The sequence below is a fragment of the Bradyrhizobium sp. cir1 genome (assembly GCF_014198245.1).
In the GTDB taxonomy this organism is placed as follows: Bacteria; Pseudomonadota; Alphaproteobacteria; order Rhizobiales; family Xanthobacteraceae; genus Bradyrhizobium.
On sequence record NZ_JACIHE010000002.1, the window covers coordinates 269,889 to 276,177 of the forward strand.

Below are 6,289 nucleotides of genomic sequence, written 5' to 3' on the forward strand. Positions count from 1 at the left end.
ATGGAAGCTCTCGGTCTCCTGCTTCACGGCTTCGCCGTCCTGCTCACCTGGAAGACGCTCGTCCTGATGATGGTCGGGCTGGTGCTCGGCATCTTCGTCGGCGTGCTGCCGGGTCTCGGGGGCCCCAACGGCGTCGCCATCCTGCTGCCACTCACCTTCACGATGGACCCGACCTCGGCGATCGTGATGCTGTCCTGCATCTATTGGGGCGCATTGTTCGGCGGCGCCATCACCTCGATCCTGTTCAACATCCCGGGCGAAGCCTGGTCGGTTGCAACCACCTTCGACGGCTATCCGATGGCCCAGCAGGGCAGGGCGGCGGAGGCGCTGACGGCGGCGTTCACGTCCTCCTTCGTCGGCTCGCTGGTCGCGGTGCTCCTGATCACCTTCCTCGCGCCGATGATCTCCTCCTTTGCGTTGAAATTCGGCCCACCCGAGTTCTTCGCGGTCTATCTCCTGACCTTCTGCTCATTCGTCGGCCTAGGGCGCGAAGCCAAGCACAAGACAGTGATCTCGATGTCGCTGGGGTTGCTGCTCGCCGGCGTCGGCATGGACACGGTGTCGGGCAATCTGCGCATGACCTTCGGTTCGGCCGACCTGCTTCGCGGCATCAACTTCCTGGTCGCCGTCATTGGCTTGTTCGGCATCAGCGAGATCCTGCTGACGATGGAGGAGCGCCTCGCGTTGCGCGGACATGCGGCCAGCATCTCGCTGCGCGTCGTGCTCGGGGTCTGGAAGGACCTGCCGAAATACTGGGTGACGCTGCTGCGCTCCTCCTTCATCGGCTGCTGGCTCGGCATCACGCCGGGCGGCGCGATCGCGGCGTCCTTCATGGGCTACAACCTCGCCAAGCGCTTCGCCAAGGACTCCGAGAGTTTCGGCAAGGGGCGCATCGAGGGCGTGTTCGCGCCGGAGACGGCGGCGCATGCCTCCGGCACCTCGGCACTGCTGCCGATGCTGGCGCTCGGCATTCCCGGCTCCGGCACCGCCGCGATCCTGCTCGGCGGCCTGATGGTGTGGGGCCTCAATCCAGGTCCGCTGCTGTTCGTCGAGCACAAGGACTTCGTCTGGGGCCTGATCGCCTCGATGTATCTTGGCAATGTCGTCGGGCTCGTGCTGGTGCTGACGACGGTGCCGGTCTTCGCCTCGATCCTGCGCGTGCCGTTCGCAGCGGTAGCGCCGATGATCGTGGTGTCCTGCGCGATCGGCGCCTATGCGATCCAGAACGCGATGTTCGACATCTGGCTGATGCTGGGCTTCGGCATCGTCGGTTACGTCTTCAAGAAGATCGGCATTCCGCTGGCGCCGTTCACGCTGGCCCTCGTGCTCGGCAACCGCGCCGAAGACGCCTTCCGCCTGTCGATGATCGGCTCCGGGGGGACGCTGAAGGTGTTCTGGTCGAACGGGCTGGTCGGGTCGATTACGACGCTGGCGATCGTTCTGTTGTTTTGGCCCGTCATCGACGGTCTGTTCAGTCACTTCGGACGGAGGGGGCGGGCGAAGACTGCGGCAGGGTGAATTCCGGGTTAATTCGAATAATATCAATAGTTTGTCCTGTCGTTGACGTCCTGGTCCAAGTCCCGGCGCCGTCCGATTATTTCCAAATGTTGCCGCCGCGCGACAGCCGTGCCCGCGCGGAACGCGTATGGTCCCATCCAGATTGCGGATTTTATTTTAATCGCAGGGGGCGAGTATGAAGCGGATTGTGATGGGATTGGCGGTGGTCTCGCTGCTTGGGACGAACGCGATGGCGGCCGATCTGGCGGCGAAGCCATATGTGAAGGCGCCCGCGATCGTCGATCCCGGATACAATTGGACGGGATTCTACGCGGGGTTAAACGGCGGCTATAGCTGGGGCAGAACGACCGCCACCGCTTTGATCGGTGCGCCCTTTCCCGCGGGATCCATAGGCTCGGTCAAGCAGAACGTGGATGGCGGCCTCGGTGGTGGCCAGGTCGGTTACAACTGGCAGGTGGACCGGAAATGGGTTGTCGGCGTCGAGGCCGACATTCAAGGCACGGGCGAACGCGGCCGGTCGAACGACGTGCTTGGGACCGTCCGAATCGGCAGGTTCGGTCTCACGGCGTCCACGGCCACCAGCACCGATTTCCCTTGGTTCGCAACCTTGCGGGCACGCGGCGGCTTCCTTGTCGACCCGAGCTTGCTGCTCTATGCGACAGGCGGTCTGGCAGTCGGCGAGGTCAAGTTCTCCAACACGCCGACTCTTACGCTCCAGGCCTTCGATGGCAACACGCCGATTGGTGCACCGATATCGGCCACTGGCCCGACGGTGTCGGAAAGCAACACCCGGGTTGGCTGGACGCTCGGCGCGGGCCTAGAGAAGAAGTTCGCTCCCAACTGGTCAGCGAAGCTCGAATATCTCTATGTCGATCTCGGCACCAAGACCTACTTCAGTGGAACAGGGAACGACATCGACGTCCGCTTCCGCGACCACATCCTGCGGGCTGGGTTCAACTACCAGTTCACGGCGGGCCCGGTCGTCGCCAAGTACTGATCGGCAGGCAGTTTTCGGATTGGAAAAGCTCCGGTTTTCCGGGGCTTTTCTCATGGTTGAGCGCCTGTGCGGGCCAGCTTTCGCTCACACTACCTTGGCGTCCCTCAGCTTGCTGATCTCGTCCGCACTGAGGCCGAATTCCTTCAGCACATCGTCGGTCTGCTCGCCGAATTCCGGCGGTCGCGCCACCATCCTGCTCGGCGTGCGCGACAGCGTCACGGGCTGGCCGACCAGGCGGATATGGCGGCCCTCGTCGTTCGGCACGTCCTGCGCGATGCCGAGATGCTTGACCTGCGCGTCCTCGAACATCTGGTCAATGGCATAGATCGGTCCGCAGGGAACGCCGGCCTCGTTGAGCTCGCGGACCCAGGTCTCGGTCGACTTCGTCACGGTGCGCTTCTCGATCTCGGCGTTGAGCGCGTCGCGATTCCTAGAGCGGGCGGGGGCCGTCGCATAGTCGGGATGACTGTAGAGCTCCGGCGCGCCGATCGCCTGCGCACAGCGCTCCCAGATCCGCCCGCCGGTCGTGGCGATGTTGATGTACCCGTCCGAGGTCTTGAACACGCCGGTCGGGATGCTGGTCGGATGATTGTTGCCGGCCTGTTTTGCCACTTCCTTCTCCATCAGCCAGCGTGCGGCCTGGAAGTCGAGCATGAAGATCTGGGCCTGCAGCAGCGAGGTCTGCACCCACTGTCCCTTGCCCGAGACCTCGCGCTCGAGCAGCGCGGTGAGGATGCCCATGGCGCAGAACAGGCCCGCGGTGAGGTCGGCGACGGGAATGCCGACCCGCATCGGTCCTTCGCCCGGCGCGCCGGTGATCGACATCAGCCCGCCCATGCCTTGCGCGATCTGATCGAAGCCCGGCCGCTTGTGATAGGGGCCGTCCTGGCCGAAGCCGGAGATGCTGCCATAGACGATGCGCGGATTGATTGCGGCGAGGCTCTCATAGTCGATGCCGAGCTTCTTCTTCACGTCGGGACGAAAATTCTCGACCACGACGTCGGCCTTGGCCGCGAGGCGCTTGAACACGGCAAGCCCGCGCTCGTCCTTCAGGTTCAGCGTCATCGCCCGCTTGTTGCGATGCAAATTCTGGAAGTCGGAACCCCTGCGCGGCCCGCCCGGCTGCTCGCCGCCGGCATCCTCGGTCAGTGCGTCGATCTTGATGACGTTGGCGCCCCAGTCAGCGAGCTGACGCACGCAGGTGGGCCCGGACCGGACGCGCGTCAGATCAAGCACGGTGAAGCGCGACAGGGCTTCCGAGGCATGCGGAAAGGGCATCTTGAAAGGCTCCGGGACAGATTGCGGAGCCACCATAGTGCCGAAACGTCGGGCGGCAAGTCTGCCTCGACGCGGATGCCGCCTGTCGAAATGCAGGTCTGACCGGGGCTGGCCTGACGCAGCGTGCCGCTCCGCGCAAGCGATCAGCGCGACAGGCGCTTCAGCTCGGCGCGCGCCTGCTCGGCCAGCGGGTCATCGCCGTGGCGCGCTATGAAGAGCTCGAACGCCTCCTGCGTCCCCGTCCGACGGGCGGCTTCGAATTCCTCCGCCACCGCGGCGGAAGGATCGCGGGCCATTGGCATCGAGGGGGCGCGTCCCGCCTTGGTATTCCCCTTGCTGCTTTCGTCCGCATTGGCTTTCGAGGCCATGACAGGCTGTTCTCCGATGGGCAGACGGTCCGGCCAGGCGAGCATCGCCAGGGCTCCGATCAGACCGGCCGAAAGTGGGCCAAGTTTCATGGTTTCCTTTTCGGAACAGGCGAGGCACGGAACTGAGTGCCGCCGCTGATCCGTATCACTACGGGATTTGATGGCTAACACGGCGTTACTGCCCGGCTGACGGCCCGATGCCCCAATTAAACCAAACGTATAACTCTCTAGCTAGAATCATGCCCCTGCGCCGCGAATCGCGCGCGATGCATCGTTCGTTCCGGAGAGTTCATTGGCTACCTCTGTTTACGTCAGTGCCACCAACAACGCCGAGATCGACGGCCTGCTGTCGGGCTACAAATGGGCCGGCACGATCAGCTACAGCTTTCCCGACTCGCCCAACGACTACGCCAATCCTTACACCGGCGGCAGCAGCGAACCGACGTCGTCGGGTTTCGCCTCGGCGCCGAGCCAGATGCAGGCGGCGATCAACTACGCGATCGGGCTGATCATCGGCTACACCAACGCCACGATCCAGTACAACGGGACCGGCAGCGGCGATATCATGATCGCGCAGTCGCCGTCCGCCAATCCGACCTCCTACGCCTACTACCCCGGCAATTATTCAGCGGGGGGCGATATATGGTTCGGCACCCAGTACAACTACTCGCTGGCCAAGCTCGGCAACTACTATTTCACGACGGCGCTGCACGAGCTCGGCCACGCCTTCGGCCTCAAGCACAGCCAGGAGGCCGGCGGCCCGGCCAACGTCGCGGTGCCGACCGCGCATGACGATAGCGAATACACCGTCATGAGCTATCGCAGCTATGTCGGTGCGTCGACGACCAGCGGTTACACCAATGAGGCCTACGGATATCCGCAGACCTACATGGCCAACGATATCCTCGCGCTTCAGACGATGTACGGCGCGGACTACACGACCCAGAGCGGCAGCACGGTCTACACCTGGAATCCGACGACGGGCCAGGAGTTCATCAACGGCGTCGGGCAACTCGCGCCGGGCGGCGGCGCTGGCGGCTCGGCCAATCGCATCTACGAGACGGTGTGGGATGGCGGCGGCGTCGATACCTACGACCTGTCGAACTACACGACGAACCTGAGCATCAACCTCAATCCCGGCGCCTCATCGCTGTTCTCTGCGACGCAACTGGCCAATCTCGGCAACGGCCATTACGCCTCGGGCAACGTCTACAACGCCTACCTCTACAACAACGACGCGCGCTCCTACATCGATAACGCCATCGGCGGGTCCGGCAACGACACCATCGTCGGCAACGCCACCGCCAACACGCTGAACGGCAGCATCGGCAACGACACGATCACCGGCGGCGCCGGCAACGACACCATCGTCGGCGGCGCCGGCACCGATACGGCCGTGTATTCGGGTAACGAGGCTAACTATTCCATCTCATTCAATCCCAACACGCAGATTTTCACCATCAAGGATCTCCGCTCGGGTTCGCCGGACGGTACCGATACCGTTTCAGGAACGGAATATTTCCAATTTGCGGACGGTCCGGTCGCGAGTTTCTCGTTCGCCTCGCCTATCGCGATCGAGTCCTCTGGCACGACGAGCTTGGTCCAAGTTGGGAATAACTATTTCCTCAATCCTGCGGCGGGCGGAACAGGGCCTGAGCTTATCTTTTTGGGAGCGCCGGTCACGGTCGGCATGTGGATGGACTGGTCGCCGATCGGGGCGGAGCAGACCGGCAACGGCTACGAAGTGGCTTGGAAGAATGCGAGTACGGGCCAGTACAATGTCTGGAGCACCGACTCGAACGGCAATTACGGCGCGAACCTGCTCAGTTTCGTTTCCGGGACGAGCACGGCGCTGCAATCGTATGAGACCACATTCCATCAGGATCTCAATGGCGACGGTGTAATTGGTGCACCAACGGTCGCGATCGAGTCCTCTGGCACGACGAGCTTGGTCCAAGTTGGGAACAACTATTTCCTCAATCCTGCGGCAGGCGGAACAGGGCCTGAGCTTATGTTTTCGAGTGCACCGGTCACGGTCGGCATGTGGATGGACTGGTCGCCGATCGGGGCGGAGCAGACCGGCAACGGCTACGAAGTGGCTTGGAAGAATGCGAGTACGGGCCAGTAC

Annotated in this window: 5 protein-coding genes; 3 read left to right on the forward strand and 2 right to left on the reverse strand. The window is 63.2% G+C overall.

What is annotated here, in order from left to right; genetic code table 11:
* Nucleotides 1-1,518, forward strand: coding sequence for a tripartite tricarboxylate transporter permease (locus GGD63_RS05750; protein ID WP_183239929.1), 1,518 nt, complete (start codon nt 1-3; stop codon nt 1,516-1,518).
* A 175-nt stretch (nt 1,519-1,693) separates the two neighbouring features.
* Nucleotides 1,694-2,515 carry an outer membrane protein gene (locus tag GGD63_RS05755; protein ID WP_183239930.1) on the forward strand — a complete coding sequence of 274 codons (822 nt, stop codon included), beginning with the start codon at nt 1,694-1,696 and terminating at the stop codon, nt 2,513-2,515.
* Between the two features lie 84 nt (nt 2,516-2,599).
* Here the strand turns inward: GGD63_RS05755 and GGD63_RS05760 are convergent, their stop codons facing one another.
* Nucleotides 2,600-3,793 (reverse strand): CaiB/BaiF CoA-transferase family protein, encoded by a 1,194-nt coding sequence (locus GGD63_RS05760; protein WP_183239931.1) that lies wholly within the window; start codon nt 3,791-3,793, stop codon nt 2,600-2,602.
* 143 nt (nt 3,794-3,936) lie between these two features.
* Nucleotides 3,937-4,332 carry a hypothetical protein gene (locus GGD63_RS05765; RefSeq protein ID WP_409334043.1) on the reverse strand — a complete coding sequence of 132 codons (396 nt, stop codon included), beginning with the start codon at nt 4,330-4,332 and terminating at the stop codon, nt 3,937-3,939.
* A gap of 121 nt (nt 4,333-4,453) precedes the next feature.
* Here GGD63_RS05765 and GGD63_RS05770 point away from each other — a divergent pair.
* On the forward strand, nt 4,454-6,289 hold a 1,836-nt coding region (locus GGD63_RS05770; protein WP_183239932.1), incomplete at its 3' end, for a M10 family metallopeptidase C-terminal domain-containing protein.